The sequence below is a fragment of the Paenibacillus ihbetae genome (assembly GCF_002741055.1).
Taxonomy (GTDB): Bacteria; Bacillota; Bacilli; order Paenibacillales; family Paenibacillaceae; genus Paenibacillus_AQ; species Paenibacillus_AQ ihbetae.
The window spans coordinates 5,676,384-5,695,733 of record NZ_CP016809.1 but is presented as its reverse complement, the minus strand read 5'-3'; the positions used below and the strand labels follow the sequence as shown (position 1 = coordinate 5,695,733).

At 49.7% G+C, this 19,350-nt stretch carries 15 protein-coding genes; 7 read left to right on the top strand and 8 right to left on the bottom strand.

Annotated features, from left to right (window positions below):
• Positions 1-100: 100 nt before the first annotated feature.
• Positions 101-610 carry a metallophosphoesterase family protein gene (locus tag BBD41_RS25655; RefSeq protein WP_099479390.1) on the bottom strand — a complete coding sequence of 170 codons (510 nt, stop codon included), beginning with the start codon at positions 608-610 and terminating at the stop codon, positions 101-103.
• A gap of 267 nt (positions 611-877) precedes the next feature.
• Between BBD41_RS25655 and BBD41_RS25650 the strand changes: the two genes are divergently transcribed.
• On the top strand, positions 878-1,513 hold the full coding sequence (locus BBD41_RS25650) for a LysE family transporter (protein ID WP_077566987.1): 636 nt from the start codon (positions 878-880) through the stop codon (positions 1,511-1,513).
• Here the strand turns inward: BBD41_RS25650 and BBD41_RS25645 are convergent.
• Entirely contained in the window at positions 1,510-2,889 is a 1,380-nt protein-coding gene (locus tag BBD41_RS25645; protein WP_099479388.1) for an amino acid permease, read from the bottom strand. The genes BBD41_RS25650 and BBD41_RS25645 overlap by 4 nt on opposite strands.
• A 209-nt stretch (positions 2,890-3,098) precedes the next feature.
• On the opposite strand from BBD41_RS25645, the gene BBD41_RS25640 reads away from it, so the two are divergent.
• The 6 genes from BBD41_RS25640 to BBD41_RS25615 all read left to right on the top strand — a co-directional run bounded on the left by BBD41_RS25640 (position 3,099) and on the right by BBD41_RS25615 (position 10,525).
• Positions 3,099-4,190: a GerAB/ArcD/ProY family transporter gene (locus BBD41_RS25640; protein ID WP_237086923.1), complete on the top strand. Its 1,092-nt coding sequence runs from the start codon at positions 3,099-3,101 to the stop codon at positions 4,188-4,190.
• Entirely contained in the window at positions 4,187-5,593 is a 1,407-nt protein-coding gene (locus tag BBD41_RS25635) for a spore germination protein (protein ID WP_099479384.1), read from the top strand. The genes BBD41_RS25640 and BBD41_RS25635 overlap by 4 nt, the downstream gene beginning before the upstream one ends.
• Entirely contained in the window at positions 5,590-6,729 is a 1,140-nt protein-coding gene (locus tag BBD41_RS25630) for a Ger(x)C family spore germination protein (RefSeq protein WP_099479382.1), read from the top strand. The genes BBD41_RS25635 and BBD41_RS25630 overlap by 4 nt, the downstream gene beginning before the upstream one ends.
• Positions 6,730-6,989: 260 nt before the next feature.
• Complete coding sequence (locus tag BBD41_RS25625) at positions 6,990-8,324, top strand: spore germination protein (protein ID WP_099479380.1); 1,335 nt, start codon at positions 6,990-6,992, stop codon at positions 8,322-8,324.
• The gene (locus BBD41_RS25620; protein ID WP_099479378.1) at positions 8,317-9,411 is read left to right on the top strand and encodes a GerAB/ArcD/ProY family transporter; all 1,095 of its coding nucleotides are present in this window, start codon (positions 8,317-8,319) and stop codon (positions 9,409-9,411) included. The genes BBD41_RS25625 and BBD41_RS25620 overlap by 8 nt, the downstream gene beginning before the upstream one ends.
• Position 9,412: 1 nt before the next feature.
• On the top strand, positions 9,413-10,525 hold the full coding sequence (locus BBD41_RS25615) for a Ger(x)C family spore germination protein (RefSeq protein WP_099479376.1): 1,113 nt from the start codon (positions 9,413-9,415) through the stop codon (positions 10,523-10,525).
• Positions 10,526-10,553: 28 nt separating this feature from the next.
• Here BBD41_RS25615 and BBD41_RS25610 read toward each other — a convergent pair whose 3' ends face one another.
• The 6 genes from BBD41_RS25610 to BBD41_RS25585 form a co-directional block, all read right to left on the bottom strand.
• Complete coding sequence (locus BBD41_RS25610) at positions 10,554-12,059, bottom strand: glycoside hydrolase family 43 protein (RefSeq protein ID WP_099479374.1); 1,506 nt, start codon at positions 12,057-12,059, stop codon at positions 10,554-10,556.
• Between the two features lie 35 nt (positions 12,060-12,094).
• Positions 12,095-12,985: a carbohydrate ABC transporter permease gene (locus tag BBD41_RS25605; RefSeq protein WP_077566994.1), complete on the bottom strand. Its 891-nt coding sequence runs from the start codon at positions 12,983-12,985 to the stop codon at positions 12,095-12,097.
• Positions 12,986-13,011: 26 nt separating this feature from the next.
• Positions 13,012-13,935, bottom strand: a complete 924-nt coding sequence (locus BBD41_RS25600) for an ABC transporter permease (protein ID WP_077566995.1) — start codon at positions 13,933-13,935, stop codon at positions 13,012-13,014.
• Between the two features lie 89 nt (positions 13,936-14,024).
• A complete protein-coding gene (locus tag BBD41_RS25595) occupies positions 14,025-15,551 on the bottom strand; it encodes an ABC transporter substrate-binding protein (protein ID WP_099479372.1) in 1,527 nt (508 codons plus the stop codon).
• 108 nt (positions 15,552-15,659) lie between these two features.
• A complete protein-coding gene (locus BBD41_RS25590) occupies positions 15,660-17,279 on the bottom strand; it encodes a response regulator transcription factor (RefSeq protein WP_077566997.1) in 1,620 nt (539 codons plus the stop codon).
• Complete coding sequence (locus BBD41_RS25585; RefSeq protein ID WP_077566998.1) at positions 17,279-19,060, bottom strand: sensor histidine kinase; 1,782 nt, start codon at positions 19,058-19,060, stop codon at positions 17,279-17,281. The genes BBD41_RS25590 and BBD41_RS25585 overlap by 1 nt, the downstream gene beginning before the upstream one ends.
• Positions 19,061-19,350 lie beyond the last annotated feature (290 nt).

The window sequence follows — 19,350 nt, the reverse complement described above, 5'->3', positions numbered from 1 at the left end:
CATGTGTATCCATCAAGGACTCATATTTATTAACCCGATGCTTCCGGAATTAAAAGCATGCAACCGATTCACTTACCATCAGTATATGACTGAATCTGCTTTATGTACGGTCATAGAACACATGTCCCGCATCCAACCGGCCTTCGGCAGCCCGAATGATGCCGTGCGAGTATTGAGGCTGTCTTCGTTTATCGGTCGGAGAGCCGGGATTGAAAAGCAGCGTGCCCCGTACCGATTCCATATAAGGAATGTGGGTGTGACCGAATACGATCATATCCACTCCGCTTCCCTCGAATGCCTTCAGGGCGCGCTCTGGCGTCGTCCCGCCTTTTCCGTGTCCATGCACAATTCCGATCCGATGACCGAGAACCTCAACGATCTTCTGGTATCCCAGCTTCGAAATGATCTCCTCCGGGTCTGTATTGCCGGCCACGCCTTCGACCGGAGCATAGCGGCTGAACTGTTCATAGACGTCCCAGCTCGACCAGTCGCCCGCATGCAAAATAAGCTGCGCTTCCTTCAAGTCCTCCACCAGCCGAGACGGGAGCTGCTTGCTCCGCATGGGTATATGGGTATCCGATACCACGACGATTTGGTAAGGCCTGCTCATGTTATCCCTCCTCTTCGCTGCCGGTTCGATCCCTCTACGGTATCGAAGGCATCGCTACTACTATCCTAGCAAAATCGGCCGACGAATCAAAATACGGGCAAAAAAATAACGGCTTCCCGTTCTCAGGGCAGCCGACGGATTCGTACGCTTTTTTTCTATATTGGATGTTCTTAGATGGGCTTTCCCGTGAATAGAATGGTACGAGCCATCTTCCGTACAAGCAGTGCAAAAAATTCGGGAACCGTTATAGAGGAGGAATTTGTTGTCATGAGCATGATTTTCAGCTATATCATTCTGGGACTTTCGCTCTCTGCGCCGCTCGGTCCGATTAATGCAGCCCAGCTCGATCAAGGGATCAAAAAAGGGTTCTGGCATGCCTGGATGTTTGGAATCGGTGCCGTGCTGGCGGATATCCTGTACATGATCCTCGTATATTTGGGCGTCGTTCATTTCCTGAGCACCCCTTTCATGCAGACGTTCCTGTGGCTGTTTGGCGCATTCGTTCTCATCTATACAGGCGTGGAAAGCATCATCAATGCAAGAAAGGTAACGGTCAGCTCAGCCAGCGGCGGGGAATCGATTATGAAAACGCTGGTCTCCGGATTCCTGATGTCCGTCTCTAATCCGATGACCATTCTGTTCTGGCTCGGCATCTATGGCTCCATTCTGGCCAAGACGGCGGCCGACAATGGTACTGGCCAGCTTTTCATCTACAGTATTGCCGTCATTTCAGGCGTCGTCCTGTGGGATTTCTTCATGGCCATGGTCAGCAGCATGTTCCGAAAATATTTAAGCCAAAGAGCAATATCGGTGATTTCCGTGCTCTCTGGCCTCTCATTGGTTGTATTCGGTTTGTACTTTGGCATTCGTGCGGTGTCGCTGCTGTATCCGATGCTGTTCTAACGGGCAGGCTTCGGACGCAGCTTGGGCTTGCCGGGCTTCTTGGACTCCTGGGCGGATTTCTTCCAAACCCTCTGCATGAACAATACGACGATGCCGATGAGGATAATAAAGCCGAAGCTGATCCACAGTCCCGGACGGCTCGTCGGATGAAATGCGGTGCCGCTTACTCCTGCAGCGATCATTAGCATGCCGGCGAAGCGTTTGACATGTCCCCAAACGGTGAGCCGGATGACTTTCCCTGCCGTAACCAGGATGAAGAACCAGTTGTACAGAAGCATTAAACCGGCGGCAGTCGTAAGATACTCGTAAATCTTGCCGGGGATCAGAAGCGACAGTATGATCGATACGGCAAGACCGGCTGCCGTAAGCCCCAGCGCAAACACCGGTGTTTTCCGCTTGGTTTTCTTTACGGCAAATACCTTGGGCGCGTCCCGGTCTTCGGATAACGTGACCAGCATCGTTGTCACGGCATACAGTGAAGCCACCATCGTCGAAAATCCAGCAATAATCAGCACCGCGTTGAAGACATGCGGTATAAAGGGAAGGTTATACGACCCTAACGCAACAACGAACGGGCTTTTGGCCGGTGAAAAACGGTTCCATGCCACCATCATGACGGCAAGCCCGATGGATAGGATATAGACGATCGACAACAGCAAAATCATGATTTTTCCTGACTTGGGAGCTTCCTTCGGGTTCTTTAACCGGATGGCCATCACTCCCATCACTTCGATTCCCCCAAACGCGTAGAAAGCAAAGATCAATGACGCCCACAGCCCTCTTCCTCCTGCAGCGAAAAAATCCCCCCACGTCGCAGGCAGCTGAGGCCTTGCTCCCCCGTGAAGCCATCCGAAGCATGCCGCTGCGGCAATCACCAGGAACATGACGATCGCGGCAATTTTCAGAACGGCCAGCACATTCTCCAGCCGGTCAAACCCCTTGTTGCCGATCCATATGACAAATAGTCCGAGAACCGCGTAGCCGCAAGCGAATATCCACATCGGGACGTCCGGAAACCAGAAGCGCGAAAAAATGGAGAGCGCCGTCATTTGACTCCCCATGATCAGCACCTCCGCACACCAGTACATCCACCCTGTCGAAAATCCAGCCCATCTGCCGTAAGCCTGCTTTGCATAGGTTCGGAACGAGCCCGGCTGCGGGTCATCCGCGGTCATTCGCGCCAGCATATCGAATACGAGATAGGTGGCGAAGGCGGCTATGACGATCGAGATTAGAAACGCCGGCCCGCCAACCCGGATACCAAGCGCCGATCCAAGGAAATAGCCTGTCCCGATGGTCGACGCTACGCCCAGGAGGGATAGCTGCCACCATTTCAATGTTCCTACCTTTTTCCTCGACTTCCTTTCTCTGCTCACGCATGCATCCCCCAATCTTGTAATCCTACAAAAGCTTACCTTATTATGCAGGGATGCGAATGGCTTTATGTACCGGGGCTCGCCCTAATTTATGGCTTTCAAGGGAACCTGCCGATTGACGTTGTGTTCCTTCGTATTGGATGAGATCGCATATTTTGGGTATTCCCCGAGAACTCTAAACCGTATAAAAGCCGGCAAGGAGGATGAGCATGTCAGGGGGAATTCCAACGAATCAGGCATTTATGATGATGATGCTGACAGCCGGTTTGACGAACCACGTCATGATCATTCCGGTGCTGATCGAAATATCGGGGCGGGACGCCTGGATCACGATTCTTGCTTCCGGCGTTTTGTTTCTTCCATGGGTGCTTCTGATTTACGGCATTATTCGGAAGCTCGGAGACCGGACGATCCGGCAAGCCATCGACGAAAGCAGCGGCAAAGCGGCACGCGTGCTTATCATGAGCATGGCCTCCCTCTATTTCATCGCATTTGCCTTCTATACGCTGAAAGAAGTGATCGACTGGACGAAATCCACTTATTTGCTTCAGACCCCCGTCGTCGCCACGTCCTTGATTCTGGTTTTGCTATGTTTGGTGACCGCGAGGCAAGGATTACGCACGGTCGGCATCTCAGCGGGAATATTGCTGCCCATCGTTGTACTTCTTGGCATATTTGTATCCGTTGCAAATTTTAAAGTGAAGAACTACCACTATCTTATGCCGGTTCTTGAGCATGGCTTCACCCCGGTCCTAGAGGGTCTGCCGGTCATGTTCGGGGGGCTGTCGCAGTTTATTTTAATCCTGTTTCTCAGGCCGCATCTTCAGAAAAAGCCCCGTTTCCTGACGGTGCTTGCCATTCATGCCGTGCTTGTGTTCTTGACATTCGGTCCCACAATCGGCGGCATTGCAGAATTCGGACCTGAAGAGATGAAACTGCAGCGGTATCCGGCTTATGAGCAGTGGCGCCTCGTAAAGCTCGGCAAATTCGTTGAGCATGTCGACTTTCTGTCGATCTTTCAGTGGCTGAGCGGAGCCTATATTTCCATCTCGCTGTCGATTTATTTGCTGTGCGAGACGCTGCTGCCGCCTTCGAAGCGAAGCGTCGGTATACTGGCGGTCTCCTTGCTGATGATCATCCTCTGCGCATCGCCTATCAGCAATCTGAAGATGTACTATGTCATGGCCGACTATTTCTTGCCGATCTCCAGCATTTACCTCACCGTATTGAGCATACTCATGTTCCTCCTGATTCGAAGACAACCGCGGCACAGCACAGCGAAAGGAGAGCATTCATCATGATCACCGTGCAAAGTCTTCAAGAACGTTTTGCCGATTGCGACGATATCCTCATTTCAACGTTCCCTGCTATCGACGGTGCCGAGCTGCCTTGGGCCGTAATGATCTATAACGTCTACATGAGCGACTCGGCGTTGATCTCCAAAATCATTCTGCCCGTCATCCATAACAAATGGAAAGCTAGCAGCGCTCAGCACAAAGCCTTCGATCCCTCCGAGCTGAAATTGGAGCTTTGTCTGGATCCCATAACGGATGAGGATGCATTAGTAGATCATGTTTTTTCAGGGGACGTAGCGCTTTATTTCCCAAGCAGCGACAAGCTGTATTCATTTAGCGCGGCGAATAATATTTCAAGATCCCCGGAGGAAAGCTCCTCCGAAACCTCGATCAAAGGCCCCAAGGACGGATTCGTGGAGGAATTGGACACCAATGTAGCCCTTATACGCAAACGCATGAAAACGACAGATCTCGTCTTTACCGCGTTTGAGCTGGGTGACCGGAGTAAAACCTCTATCGGAATCATGTATCTCAAAGATAAAGTCATCCCTGAGACGGTGGATGAAGTTACCAAGAAGCTTCAATCGTTCAATGGGGAATCGCCTACCGGCATCGCAGAGCTGGCTGAGCATATATCTCCGTACCGGTACAGCGTGCTGCCGATGTTCGATTATACCGGCCGCCCTGACCGGGCCTATGATTCCTTGACGCGCGGCAGGTTGATCATCATCATGCAGGGAAGTCCGGTCGTACTGGTCGCGCCGGCCAGCCTCATGCAGCTTCTCTTCGCGACTGAGGATCCCCAAATGCCATACTACTACGTGTTTCCTTGGAGACTGCTCCGGCTGCTGGGTTTTCTGATCTCCATCATGCTGCCGGGATTCTATATCACGGTTGTGTCCTTTCACCAAGACCAGATCCCGTTCCCGCTCCTGGCTACGATCGCCAATACCCGGCTCGGCCTTCCGATTCCGACCGGATTCGAAATGCTGATCATTCTGTTTCTGCTAACGCTGCTTCGGGAAGCCGGCATACGGATGCCTTCTCCGATCGCTTCTACCATCACGGTCGTATCCGGCATCATTATCGGGGACGCTGCCATTCGGGGCGGTTTCTTCTCCCCGACCATGACGGTGATCGGCGCATTGTCCTTTGTGGCCGGCTCTACCCATAACAACGAGGATTTCGTCGTCACGCAGACGATTATGCGATACTTCATCCTTGGCTTATCTTCCATTCTCGGATTATTCGGCTTCTTCATATCGGTGTTCTTTATCGTCCAGTATGCGGCGCATCACCGCCCGTTCGGACAGCCTTTCCTGGCCCCCTTCTCCCCGTTCTCGCTATCCAAGGTCGTGCGGAACCTGATGAGACTGCCGGAAAAACGGAAGAAAGGCGGGGCGATATGAAAAAGCTCCTATGCCTCTTCTTCATCATATCCGTGCTGCTCGCAGGCTGCTGGGACAACAAAGAGGTTCAGGATATCAATTATATTACCGCGCTCGGGATCGATTACAAGGAAGATCAGTATATCATTTATGTCCAGATGCTTGATTTTGCGACGATCGCCAAACAGGAAGGGACGAAGCAGACCGAGACGGCCCCGATATGGGTCGGCAGAGGAAGCGGCGGCACGCTCTCTGATGCGCTGATCGACCTTTACACAGCCAGCCAGCAGCGGGTTTCCTGGGGACATGTTACGGCGTTGGTTCTCAGCGAGGCCGTACTGGCGCCCGAACGGTTGTCCCAAGTATTCGATATGACGAACCGGTCGCAGGAGATCCGCTATACCAAATGGGTTTACGGAACCAAGGACTCGATGGATGATCTGTTTACCGTGTCGCCTTTTTTCCAATTGTCGCCGCTGCATTCCCTGCTCCATGAGCCGCAGGAGAGCTATCGGCAATTCTCGTTTATCCGCCCGATCCAATTCGTGAATTTTATCCGGCTCTACCGTGAACATGCCGCGACCGTCGTTCTTCCCTCCCTCCATATTTCCACGGAAAACTGGACGGAAAATTTAAAGCAGCATCCGCTGCTTGAAGTAAACGGCGCATTTCTGATCCAGCATCAGACCCTAAAGGGATGGATGGATCGTTCCGATCTTACCGGTGCCCGCTGGCTGTCTACGCCGGAGACGCGCGCTTCCCTCGTCGTACTGTCCGGAAACAAGGCCGCTGGCAGCATTAACCTGGAGAATCCGAAATCCGCCATAGAGGTTATACGCGAAGGGAAAGAGGTCTTTTACCGGATCAAACTGAACGTTGATGGGATGGTGCAGAATATTTATCAGAAAAAGAGGATTGACGAAATGAGGAGGTTAACCGAGGCTACGCTCCGGGAGGAAATTCAGAATACGTTCCTGAAAACCGCGGCCATTCATGCCGACCCCTATCAATTAGGCCTCCAGCTTCGCAGAACGGATCCCAGTCTATGGGACGAGCTGAGGAAGGAGAAGCGGGTAGTGCATCCAGCATCGCTGCGTGAGATTGACGTTCATGTAAGTCTTCGTTATTGGGGTCAGCGCAAAAATGTAAACCGGTAGGCCGGGTAATTTAATAGAAGCGAAAATTTAATTTCCTTACTCCGGTGGCCATGGAAACCCTGCACTTTCTGTACTTGCGCAGGGTTTCTTGCATTACATATACGCTCTTCGATTTTTAATCCTCCGCTCACCCCACTTTTCGAATCTTTCCCATCGCTCTTCTGACCCGAGACTGATTTGGCGCATCATACGAATGCATAAACCGAAGGCTGAAATGGAAATGATATCTATGAATCGTTGGACTGGGGAGTGATATCGGGATGGAGCTTAAAGAAAGGCTGGCTGCCTATTTTGATGGAAACGCCGATTATTTCAATGTTGATATTCGGTTGCTGCAATACCAAGTTCAGATGATCGGTTTGGATTCGTTGGTTGATCTTCCCCAGAGCATCGCATCCCTTCAAACCCAAACCTCGAACCTGGACCATGCTTCGCTTCAGCCTGCCGCTCTTCTGAACATATTGGGCAAGCTTGTGGAGCCCAAGCTGGAGGCGATCGTCCCTGACATCATGAAGGGGAATCTGATCCTATTCGAACCCAAGTCCGGAACCTGCAGCTCCGTCCTGCCGATCCCCAAAAATGTCACCCGTTCCGTTACTTCACCCGAAACCGAAAATACGCTGTATGGCGCAAGCAGCGCTTTTCAGGAGGATGTCGATACAAACATCGGCATTTTGCGTAAGCAGTGCTCCGGGGCCTCCATGCAAGTAGAAACGTACAAGGTCGGAAAGCATCATCCCAGGTCATTATTTTTAATTTATCAGGAGGATCGGGTCGACTCCCGGTTATTGCGTTCCGTTCAAGCAAAAATCAAGGAGGGGCAGGATCAGGAGGTTCATCATATTCAGCAGCTCGGGAACATGCTGGGAATGAATCCATGGTCGTTCTTGCCCAGCTTCAACATGACGGAATTGCCGCAAAATGCAGCCCATTCCCTTCAGCAAGGCAAAATCGTATGCATGATTGACCGTTATCCTTTCGCGATTATTTTGCCTAGCCATATCATGGATATGTTCCGTTTGAAGGATGATTATAATTACGCTCTCCCCTTTATGTACCTGATCCGGCTCCTCAGAATCATTGGCGCCTTGATCGCTACGATCATTCCCGGACTGTATGTTGCCCTGGTATCCGTCAATCCTGAGGTTCTGAGGCTTCAACTGGCCTTATCAATTGCAAACAGCAGACAGGATGTCCCTTACCCTGCCTTTGTCGAGACGCTCTTGCTCCTCATCGTTCTGGAGCTCATTCTCGAAGCAAGTGTCCGTCTTCCCAAAAGCGTCGGGCCTACCATAACGATGGTTGGCGGTATCATATTGGGCCAGGCGGCCGTATCGGCCAAACTTGTCAGCAATCTGCTGATTATCGTTCTGGCCGGTACAACCATTGCATCCTCAACGGTGGTCGGCTTTCAGAACTCGGTGACTTTACGCGTATTTAAATATGTGCTGATCATCTTGTCCGCCATCTATGGCATGCTGGGGCTTCTTGCAGGAATCGTTGTCGTGTGTGCTTATTTAGGTCATCAAACAAGCATGGGCGTTCCTTACTTATCGCTGCCTGCATTCAATAAAAAGGATGAGCGAAATGGATAAGAGCGGTTATCAAGCAGCCATCTTATACGTCGTTTGTCATATGGGGCTAATCTTTTTCCTCTACCCGTCCGATCTGTTCACAGCCATGGATATGGGGCACTGGATCGGCATCGGGATCAGCTATGCGCTCCATGCAGCTGCGCTTTTCCTGTATCTAAAGGGGCTCGCCTGGACTTCCCGGAAGAACGTCATTGATATGTTCCGCAGCGCCGGAGCATTGTTCGCTTGGCTGTTGTTGGTTCCCGTCTTCGTCTACTTTGGCATAGCAATCATTATCACGCTGCGAGCGTATTCGGAGATGCTGACCCTGGTCTTTTTATCGAGCACGCCGCTGTGGGCGATCCAGCTGCTATTGATCGGCATTGCCTTTCTTATGGCCTGGCAAGGAATGGCCAGTATGGCACGCACCGGGGTGCTCTTGGCCATCCTGTTTACTTTTCCCATTTTGTTTGTCCTCTGCCTCAGCTTTCAAAACGTGGACTGGTATTATTTGCTGCCGATCATTGATCACGAGCAGACCTTCCGGTTCTTGATAAAGCCTGATTTTCTTGTCAGTTTATTCGTATATGCAGGCGGCTTCTTTTTTCTGGGACTGTTACCTGCATCCATACATATCAGCATAAAAAAAATGATGCTGGGCTGCCTCCTCCTCCTGCCCATGTTCCTGTTATCCGTATATTTGCCGCTGCTGACCTTTGGGCAAGCAACCGCGGAAATGTACGAGTTCCCTATGCTCATGACCATCGATACCGTGAATATCACGTGGCTCTTGTTTGACCGGATCACGATTTTCTTTCTATTGAGCCTGATGGCGTTTGCGCTCCTGTACCTGGGTGTCACGCTATGGGTGCTTTTAACGCTTACGAAGCGGGCCGTTCCGGTTATCCCGAATATCTACCTGTTAATTGTACTGACTGCGGGATTGTTTGCCATCTCCATGGCCATTCCCAATTGGGATTTTCTTAAGAAGCTTCAGGGCTGGATCATCCCTCTGAGGATGTATGTATTTCTGGTCGTTCCCCTGATCACGTTCATTATCGGATGGCGGCACAAGCATAAAACAAGCCGCGCTACGGAGGTTACTTAATATGAACAAGTCGGAGATGAACAACCCGCATATGGACAGCCCGGCTAAGCCCTGCAAGGCAATCAAGCTCATTCTATTACTGGTTGCAGCGGTGCCCCTGCTTGCCGGCTGCTGGGATAACAAGGACATAAACCATCGCTCGCTCCCGGTCATCATGGGCATTTCGCTGACTGAAGAGAATCAATATAAGGTGTACCTGGACATTCCGGCAACGAATGAGACGAGCTCGGTCAGCATCGTTTCGGAAACCGGCGACACGATCAATGAAATCATCGATGACATAAGCATGAATATGGAGACCCAGGTGGATCTGCTCCATTTGAAGATCGTTATTGCAGATAAACGCATTGCCCGAAGAGGGATGGAGGACATCATCTCCGCCTTTAACCGCTCCCGGGATATCTCCGCCAAAACGCTGTTTGCGATCAGTGATCAGCCTCTAGACCAATTCTTCTCCGAAATGCAAGCGAAATCGGAGCAAAGCGGCAGTATCATCTATGATTATTTCGAGAAAAATGCCGGCTGGAACCCCCAATTGGCCGACACGCGCGTATGGCAGTTGTTTCGAAGCATTCATTCCTATACGCATGACGTGATCGTCCCGATCATTCGTTCTGGCGTATCCACAAGCATCGAATGCACAGGCTCGGCCATCATCAAGAACGGACGGATGACAGGCCAAATCGGAACCGATGAAACGCTTGTGGCTAATGCCTTTTATGGAAAAAGCGCATTCGGCAAAATCGAGGTCATGGATAGCGCAACCGTGCAAATCACAAGCAACCGGCTTACCCATCAAAGCTGGCTAAAGGACGGGAAGCCTTACCTTCGAAGCCATCTCAGGCTGAAAGTCACCATCTTGGATTCCCGGGGACATCCGACGGAAGCGCAGATCAACGAGAAGCTTGAAGAGCTCCTTACCCTTCGACTGAATAAGTTGTTTCGGAAAACGCAAAAAGAACAAGCCGATATCTTAGCCCTGGGGCAATACTTCAGAAAACATTTGACCCGGGAACAGCTTCAGGAATGGAGATCCGGGTACTATCCCAACCTGGATTTCAAGCTGAGCGTAACGACCGTCATCGAAAATCGGGGCAATCTCAAGAACTTGTGAATGTGTCTATAATGACGGATCAAAACATTTATTGAATGGCTTGATAATCAAACCAATCAAAGTGGGCCCACGAAGCGGAAGGAACGCCGTTGCCTGTAGCATACATGGCAATAAGTACTCCAGTAAACCCGCCGGCAACTTCCGCGGCTAACATGGCACATTCGCCTTCCCCGAACCAAAACGGATCCTGGCCGCTGCTGGAAAATCCGAAGGCATACATCTCTTGGTCGGCGCGAATCGTAAGCACAACTGTATCTGCATACCAGGGAGCCTCGTTTTCAATTTTCCACAAGCTTCCGATCCTTCTGCGGAAGATGATCTTTCGATGACCGTCGAGTCGCGTTAGAGCGATCTCATAGTGAAAACGCTCGTTCATAAACACGGTTAATCCTGCTTCCTCGCCGTTCTGATGCGGCGTAAACGTCAATTGTGCCGAAGCCTTCATCGTAAAATGCTGTTGTTTTCTTCCGACGAAGGCGGGAGCGCCCCCCTCATTCAAGGATACCGCCGATCCCTTTAATGACAAGCAGCTCTCCTTTACGGACAGGGACCATTGATCCCGATTCGGTGACCGAAGGAAATTCCAATATGGTGCGAGTTCCAAATCTATAAAGTCATCTCTTACAGGGGAGCTCCCCGCGGATTGCAAACGGAGACTTCCTGCTGGCATCGTTTCATCAATCATGCCGTTCTCTCCAATAATCGGCCATCCATCCTTTGTCCAAGTTACCGGTGCCAGAAACGTTTCTCTGCCCAGATGATGGCGAGGGGGGTAGCCGACGGGCCGGATGCCTAGAAAGACAGCCCACCAGTTGTCATCAGATGTCTGTACCAGATCGGCATGGCCCGTAGCTTGAATTGGCTTCAACAGACTCCGATGAGTGAGAATCGGGTTGTAGGGACAGCTCTCGTAAGGACCGTCTGGCCGCTGACTCCTAGCGACAGTAACCATATGTCCGTATTCGGTGCCTCCTTCGGAAATAAGCAGATAATACCACTCCCCGATCCGATAGAGATGCGGAGCTTCCGGATATTGCCCGCCCGTTCCGTTCCACAGGAGCTTGACGTCGGATAGCCTCTTTCCGGTTTGCACGTCAATCCGGCTTTGATAGATCCCCTGGTTCCAAGATGTCGTATAATAAACCGCACCATCCCCATCAAACAACAAATCGGGATCAATTCCGGGATGGTCTACATAAACCGGATTGGACCAATCCCCGAAAGGATCCTCCGAGGTTACATAAAAGTTTCCTCCGCTCGACACGTTGGTCATCGTCACGTAGAAGATGCCTTGGTGAAAACGGATCGTTGGGGCGTAAATTCCTCCAGAAGTCCGTGCATTATGCAGATCCAATTGTTCCATTCGTGTCAAGCAATGGCCGATTTGCTCCCAATGCACCAGATCTTTGCTGTGAAAAAGAGGCACCCCCGGAAAATATTCAAAGGAACTCGTCACAAGAAAGTAATCTTCGCCCACTCGGCAGATACTTGGGTCTGGATGAAAGCCGCTAATCACGGGATTATGGTAGTTCATTTCAGCAGAATACCCTCCTTATTCGTTCATTGAGATTATTTCACGGCCCCGATCGTGATTCCTCTAACGAAATACTTTTGAAAGAATGGGTACGCGATCAGAATCGGCAATACCCCTATCGCAGCAATCGCCATGCGTACGGTCGTGCTTGGCAGTTCCATAATGGCCTGCCCTGCACCTGTACTGGCAAGGTTGCTATTGCTCGTCAGGAACTGGATATCCGTCATCATTTTGTTAAGAATCGTTTGGATACCAAACAATCTGGCGTCCGTTAGATAGATCAGCCCATTAAACCAGTCGTTCCAGTACGCGATGGCTTGAAATAGCCCAATGGTCGCCATGATCGGAAGGGACAGCGGAAGCACGATCCGGTAAAATGTTTTGATTTCACTCGCTCCGTCTATGCTGGCTGCTTCGATCAACGCTGACGGTATAGACGTCATGAAGAAGGTCCGTACTAGAAGAACGTTAAACCCGTTCATGAGCAGTCCAGGGATGAGCAATCCAAAGAGAGTATTTTTTATATCGAAGAGCTGTGTATACACCATGTAGGTTGGAACCAGCCCGCCGTTAAACAGCATCGTAAAGAAAACGAAAAACGTCCAAAAGCTCTTTAACGGCATATCGTGTCGAGATAGCGGATAAGCCAGCATGGAGCTTATCGCCAAACTGACCACCGTCCCTACGGCCGTGATGAGAATCGTTATGCCATAAGCCCGTCCAAGCTCCCCGACATGCGTCCACAGATAGTGATAAGCATCCAGACTAAACTCCGTTGGAAAGAAGGAGTATCCGTTCTGGATAATGCTTGCTTCACTGCTCAGCGAGGAAACGACCAGCAAAGCAAATGGAATCAAACATGCCGCTGCAAACAATCCAAGGATGACATTGGCGGACCACTGCAGCAATTTGCTTTCATATACCATACTTTCAATGCACCTCTATTCTAGGTCTAGAACAACGCGTTCTCCCTATTGAATTTACGAACAATATAGTTTGCACTCAGTACGAGAACGAAACCGACAATGGATTGGTAGACACCCGCAGCCGAAGCCATGCCTATATCCCCCATGATCATCAAACTTCTGTAGACGTACGTATCGATCACGTTTGTGGTATCGTTGAGCATGCCCGAGTTCATCGGTACTTGATAGAATAGTCCGAAATCGGAATAGAACATGCGCCCGATACTCAACAGTGTAAGCATGATGATCACCGGTGTTATCAGCGGAATCGTAATCGACCGAATTTGTCTCCATTTCGACGCTCCATCAAGCGTTGCGGCTTCATAGTACTCTGGATCGATACTGATTATGGAAGCCAGAAAGATAATGCAGGAGAATCCGACACTCTTCCAAAGCTGGACCACGGTCAGAATAATCGGCCAATACTTCGGCTCGGTATACCATGAAATGCTTTCGACTCCCATTAGGGGAAGAATGGTTTTGTTCATGAAACCAGTCTCAAAACTCAGCGCCGCATATACCAAGTAACCGACAACGACAAAGGAAATAAGGTGGGGCAGCACAATAACGCTCTGGTAGAAACGAGACAGCAGCTTCACTCTAATCTCGTTAAGCAGGATGGCAACGGCAATGGAGAGCACCGTACCGATCACGATAAAGGCTGCATTATATAGAATCGTATTTCGCGTGATGATAAAGGCGTCGGTCGTTTTAAACAAATACTCGAAATTTTTAAAGCCAACCCAGTCACTGTCAAATATCCCGGCCGAGAAATTAATATTTTTAAAGGCAATAAACATGCCGAACATAGGAGCATAATTGTTAATGATGAGGTAGAGAATTCCCGGGAGCATAAGGAGATATAGAGGCGAGTATTTCCTGAACCGTTTCAACCCGCTCCGTCTTGTCATAAGTACACAACCTTTCTTTAATCAATTACCGCATAAAAGTACCGGTCCAATCGGCACTGCCGCCGATCGGACCGTCTCGCCTCGTCGCTTTATTTTATTCCATTTGTGCTGGCCCACTCATCAAGCTGTCTTTGCTTCTCTTCGATAATTTTATTGATCCCGGCGTTCTCAAGCTTGTTGAGGAATTCAGGAAGCGCCTTATCAACATCCAGGATTCCACTTTCCAAGGCTCTCCGGTATTGCTCAAGAACGCTATTGCAGGCAGCAACTTCATTCTTTACAGGTTCTGAGTCGAATGAAAACCCGAGTGCTTTCGATTTTGCAGCGGATTTATTGAACTCGTCCATTTGCTCATAAATACTTGGGTCGTCTCCTTCAAACACATACGTAAGAAACTGATTTCCGTGCATCCAACCATAGTTCTTGTATCCGACATTATCGCTTGTAATGCCGTCAGGATATTTGATCATATTGTCATGGCCTTCGACTTTCACATAATGCTTGCCCTCGATCCCCCAAACCATAAGATTGGCAATCTCTTTATCGGTATACAACAGGTTCATGAATTGCAGTGCTTTCTCCGGCTTCTCCGAATTCGAGGTTACTCCGACGGCTACATTCGTGACCGTATCCGTCTTTGCTACAGGCTGCAAGGTACGGACGGCGGTCATTTCCATTCCAACATTTCGGCTTTCCTGCGCCTCGAATCCAGGCTTCATCGCCGACATCCATCCCGCTGCCTTTCCATTAGCGACTAACACGTTCGTAGACTCGGGGCTGGTTGCCGCATCTTTGATTAAATAACCCGCCAGATACCATTCCCGAAGCTTGCGTAGCATATGTTCATATTCTTCCGATGCGAACAAATTAACGACCTTTAAATCATCGAGTCCGTTGTTGAGCAGGACTCCAAAATTATTGCCCAACGGGTCATGTATAGCATAAGTACTCAGAATTGAGCCGTTCGACAAGTTTGCTGCCCCGGCCATACCCGGCTCGTTTTCCTTAATGACCTTGAAAATGTTCTCGAAATCATCAAAGGTTTGAACTTGACTCAAATCGATGCGATGTTTATCCACCAAATCCTTGCGCAAAACAAAGCCATAATCCTGAGCCAAATCACGGATGCTCGGCACTCCGTAACTAACGCCTCCGACTTTGGTGGCATTGTAATAATCGGTCCCCAGGACATCGATGATTCCTTGGGCATTATCCTCCATGATATTGCCAATCGGATATAGAACACCTTTCGCTACCTGAGTACTGTAGTTCCCAAGCATCGCAATCATATCCAATTTCTCACCACTGGACATCATCAGATTTACTTGGTTGGCGAATGCACTGTTGCTTATCGGCAGCAATTTTACAGTCACATTGATCTTTTCTTTGGCGATCTTGTTGATTTCGTCTTGAACCAACTGGATGTCGGCCGGTACGCTATCAAAGGTCGGGTATGCATAAACCACTTCGTATGGAGCATCCGATGCACCGGCGGCCGCGCCATCCTCCTTCGAACCTGACGCAGCGTCTCCTCCGTTCGATTGGTTTCCTCCGCAAGCGGTTACCATGACTATCAAAGCCAGTAAAAGACTTAACCATCCCCACGTTTTCTTCATATTCATCCCCCGTACGATTTTTTTATGGATTCGGATTGTTCCGAGCCTGCTTTCATTGTAGGGGCTTCCTGTTCCAACAACTACTCCGATTTCGACATGCAATTTGCATCAAATCGACTTTTCGCTAAACGGGCTGTTGGCAGCTTGTTTGCGGTAATCGGCAGGGCTCATGCCGAACTGCTTCTTGAATCGGCGGGAGAAGTGGGCGAAATTGGAATAACCGGTTTGTGCAGCGATAGAGCCGATCGATAAATTGGTTTTAAGCAGCAAATCTTGTGCCAGCAACAGACGTTTCCTCACGATGTATTCCGTGACGGAAGTACCGGCTACTTTCTTGAACAAACGATCCAGATAATCGGGGTTGAGAAAAACATGCTTGGCCACGGTTTCCCGGGTCAGATCCTCCAGTTGGATTCGCTCCTGAATAAACCGCTCCACTTTATCGATCATGGAGTCGGTTTGCTGCAGATCGCCCATCGATTCCATCGATTTGCTGACGGTATGCCTCACCCACAGGATCATATCCGGCACGGAGCGGGCCGCTCGATGGTATAAACGTTCGGACGCTTCGTCTTCGAAGAGAAGATGCGCTTCGATTCCTTTAAGCTTCAAGACGTAAAAAATCATCTGGAGAAAGTTATGATGGAACCGGTATAGCGTTTCCGCGCCGGTGCCTTCATTCCCGATCCAGCTTTTAAGAACATCCTCGGCTTCCATTACGACCTGATTCCCTTGCCCCTCCTTCAGCATAATCGACCATGCATTCATATCAGGGATCTTAATGGCATCTTGGACAGGCTGCTTGCTCCCCCAAACGAAGACCTTATTCGTAAAACTCACATTGCCTTTATCCCACTGCACCAACTGGCCGACCATTTCCCTCACTTCATGTCCGTACACGGCATTCCCAATATAGATGGACACATCGCAATAAAACCATGCCGTGCACGATGCTATGAATTCCTCGCTGCGACTGCGCAGCGACTTTTGATGCGATTCGACTTCACGTTCGAAGGGAACCAGCGCGAGCAGCTTGCCTTCGGTTAGCCCGAACAGCAGTCCATTGCCATGAATCTGCAAAATTTCTTCCCCGCTGTTTATCAACGCATATTCAATAATTTTCTCGTCACGGGGAGAGAACGGCTTGTGATAGCGCTGAACGGAGATCAGGACGGGAAGGAGCCTCATACGCGGGTCAAAGGGAATATTTCGCTCTTCCGCCGCTTTTTGAATGTGGTCCGGTTGCGAAGCGATCGTAAGGTTAATAATATCGAGCCATAACCGTTCGGCAAGCAATGGCTGATGACGGGCCCAGAATTGGCCGATCCGGCTATATTGCTGCACTTCCTGATCCTTCATGATTTTCTCTACAACATTTCCGATCACTTCCCGAAGCTCGTCGTCTGGAATCGGCTTAAGCAAGTAATCGAAGCTGCCCAGTTGGAGCGCCCGCTGCGCCAGTTTAAACTCGGCATGGCAAGTCATAAACACGGACTCGGTTTGCGGGTAGTTCGTTCTGACCCATGCGAGCAGCTCCAGTCCGCTTTCCTGTGGCATCTCGATATCGCACAAGATAAGATCAACCCGCTCTTGCTTGAACACTTCTTTGGCTTGGCGAGAATTATAAGCTGTAAATACGGTTCCAATCCCTAAGCTCTCCCAATCGATATCCATCTTCAGCGAGTCGGTTAACAGTTTCTCATCATCCACGATCATCATGTTTAACATTATGGAATGGCTCCTTCCTGAGCTGACGTTCCCCCATCCGCCTGAAAGGGAAGCTTGAGTTCGACCATGGCTCCGTGGGGCTGGACATTTCGAAGCTCCACCTGTACCCGGTTCCCATAGAGAATCCGCAGCCTTTGCTTCAAATTCCAGAAGCCGATGTGTTCTCCCTCCTCGTCAATAATCCGTTCATCGGCAGCGATTTTTTCAATCATTCCCTCTTTAAAGCCCGGTCCTGTATCCTGTATTTGAATGATTAACCCCGGTTCCGGTTCCTCGGTCATTTCTGCCCGGATCTGGACCCGGACCGGCTCATCAAGCGTCACTGCGTGTTTCATCGCATTCTCCACAAGCGTCTGAATGACCAGAGGCGGGACAGGGGTGCGCAGCAAGAAGTCCGGAACCTCGATTTCGTGGGCAATTTGGTCCGGAAACCGCAGTTCTTGAATCCTTAGGTAGTTCCGGATATGCTGAATTTCATCCTTTAACGGAACAAACGTCAAATTGCTTTGAAACATATAGCGAAAATACCGGACCATATAAAGCGACATGTCCTCGATCCGCTTTACATCGTTTCTGCGGGCCAAAGTATGTATCATATTTAAGGCGTTAATATAAAAATGCGGTTTGATCTGCAATTGCAAATGCTGAAGCTCCGCTTTTTGCTTGTTGAGCTGTTCTTCATAAATGTTGATCCGGAGGCTTCTAATTTGCCCGACCATGCTATTGAACGTATCATTCATGACACGAAACTCCGTGGAGGTAGGATAATCCCGGATCTGCGTGTCCACATGGCCCTGTTGTATCCGATTCATGGCTCTGAGCAGCCTGTTGATGGGGACCAGCAACCACTTCCGAAGCAAAATCAATCCGATGACCAGGATAGCGACTGACCCGAAAGGCAATAAGGTAGAGATGGCTTTCAAGGTGGGCAGATGCTCCAATATTGTTTCTTCCGGAACAAAGGCATATAAGCTGAATTCGCCCAAGCGCGAATGCTCTCCAACGGTTAAATAACGGCTGGAGGTGCCTGTTAAGTAATAGGATTCTGGATGGAGCCGTACCTCGACACCGCTGTCCTGAATGAAGCTTTGATTGACCATCGCTTTTCCTTCATCATCGATCAAGAGGGAAGCGCCTTTATTTCCGACGCTCAACAGCTCAAGCGGGGTTTGAAAAGAACGCACATTCAACCAGGCACCTACCGTTGTACCGTTTGTCGTTTTCCATAGACGGATGAGGTAGGTTTGGTTGTTATGGTTTTGTACATACCATTTTTTCCGATTCAGTTCCAATGGGGTGGCGCCGATCTTAAAGCTATCGTACACATGCGACCTTATAAATTGCCGATCCTCATACGTCGAGCGGCTCTGGAACGAATAATAATAGTTGTCACTGGCTGGCACGTACACATAAAGACCGTCCAGGACGCTATATCGTGAAATCGAGCTGGAGAGATTTGCCGCAATGCGTTGGGATGCGAAGAACCGCTCCTCCGGATTCAATGCGTATTCCAATTCATTCAAATCCGTACCGATCATTAATTCAACGAGATAATCGTCGGCCTCCTTCAGCTTGGCATCAACTTGGTCTCTATACAACGCCAATAAATCCTTGTTCGAGCTGGCTACCTGATTACGAACCACGTCGATGGCATAAATATTGGAATACAACAGAAAACCGATCAGGGGTAGAACGACGAGCAGTAAACCTCCAATCATTCGTACCCGGATAGACTGCCATGTTAATTGTCGAAGGCTTCGGTAGCCTGGCATGATGTTCATCGATAGGGCCTCCTGCATGCTAAGTTTTATGTACTGCCAATATCTTTTCTTTATGTGATTTGAGATCCGACCAAGAAGATATATTTGAACTTGAGGCGGATAGGTAAAAAGGAAGTAAGCGTTTTTGATTCATGACGAATGATTCTATAACCCCCGGATTTTCTTAGTATAGCGAATAAATAGCGATCCGTCTTTGAAGTTTAAGCTGTTGATTCCGACTTTTCCAGATCACAGCACAAAAAAAGATGATCCCTGTGAGAACAGGAATCATCTTCAAGGTGATGCTTTAC